Below are 1,061 nucleotides of genomic sequence, written 5' to 3'. Positions count from 1 at the left end.
TTCAAAAGACCGTGATGATTTATTGCGATTACTAGGTGCTATTGAAGCTATTGAAATTAAAAAGAAACATTATACTATTATTAATTGAGTATCTAACTGAGTATCCCCACGACATACTAAATCAGTTGTTAAAAATATGGAAAATTTAAGTAAATATAATGATAGTTGTTTATGAAAATATGATAAAGATACTAATTTAACTTATCAATATGGTAAAGGTTGATTTTATAATAATGAAAAAATAAGTAATCATCTCCGCGATGCAATTATTATTGCTAATTATGAGAGGTAATATTATGAAAACAAAAAATCATCAAATTGTAATTAGAAATATTAATGTTTACTTAAATAAAGAACAAGCAAAAATATGAAATGAATTACCTGAATTATATACACACAACCAAAGAGTACAGCACTTTATTAATTACTATATTGTAAATAATAAAGAAGATGAAAGTAAATAAAAGAAAGTCTTATAAGCATAAAAGATTAAAGTGTTGTTATAAAAAGAAATGCAATAAAAGATGGGAGATATAATAATGAATAAATATATTTTGTGTTATCATTCAGAACAAGGTAAACGACCATGTAAAACTCCTCTTGGTGAATATATAACTGGTATTGATGTTGAAGATGTAAATATCAATTCAACCTGARACTGAGAATATTTAATCAATAAATATGGTGAAAAGAATTTAATTATCTTAAAAACAAATAAAAAATAACCAATTAAGGTTATTTTTTTAAATGCTATTTGTAAGTTTTTCAATCGCTTCTTTTTTAGCATATTCTTTATCATTAATTTTAACTTGTTTTTTGACATTTTTAATTTGTCCAGTTTTAATTGCTAATTCTGTTGCACTTTCAGCACCGCGTAAATGCTTTTCATGTGCAATTACAGCAGTTCGTAATTCTCTAATTTCTGCTTTATATTTTTTAATTTTTTTAGCAGATAAACCAAGAACGCCAAGACTACCAGTTCCAACTGAACCCGCTAATACAAGTAAAACAATCATTAATGTATCTGTTGAAGTAAAACAATCATTAATGTATCTGTTGAA

The 1,061-nt window shown here is 24.9% G+C and carries 4 protein-coding genes; 3 read left to right on the top strand and 1 reads right to left on the bottom strand.

What is annotated here, in order from left to right; translation table 4 throughout:
- From C6B38_RS04750 to C6B38_RS04745, 3 genes are all read left to right on the top strand, one after another.
- The coding region (locus tag C6B38_RS04750; protein ID WP_233485534.1) for a hypothetical protein at positions 1 to 292 on the top strand (292 nt) is incomplete at its 5' end.
- A gap of 4 nt (positions 293 to 296) precedes the next feature.
- On the top strand, positions 297 to 464 hold the full coding sequence (locus C6B38_RS10025) for a hypothetical protein (RefSeq protein ID WP_162475876.1): 168 nt from the start codon (positions 297 to 299) through the stop codon (positions 462 to 464).
- A gap of 75 nt (positions 465 to 539) precedes the next feature.
- Positions 540 to 725, top strand: coding sequence for a hypothetical protein (locus C6B38_RS04745; protein WP_105298844.1), 186 nt, complete (start codon positions 540 to 542; stop codon positions 723 to 725).
- Between the two features lie 18 nt (positions 726 to 743).
- Here C6B38_RS04745 and C6B38_RS04740 read toward each other — a convergent pair.
- Positions 744 to 1,061 (bottom strand): hypothetical protein (locus tag C6B38_RS04740; protein WP_233485533.1); only part of this gene is annotated, 318 nt, incomplete at its 5' end.

This window comes from Spiroplasma sp. ChiS (assembly GCF_002968355.1).
Taxonomy (GTDB): domain Bacteria; phylum Bacillota_I; class Bacilli_A; order Mycoplasmatales; family Mycoplasmataceae; genus Spiroplasma; species Spiroplasma citri.
This window is presented reverse-complemented; position numbering and strand designations above follow the sequence as displayed.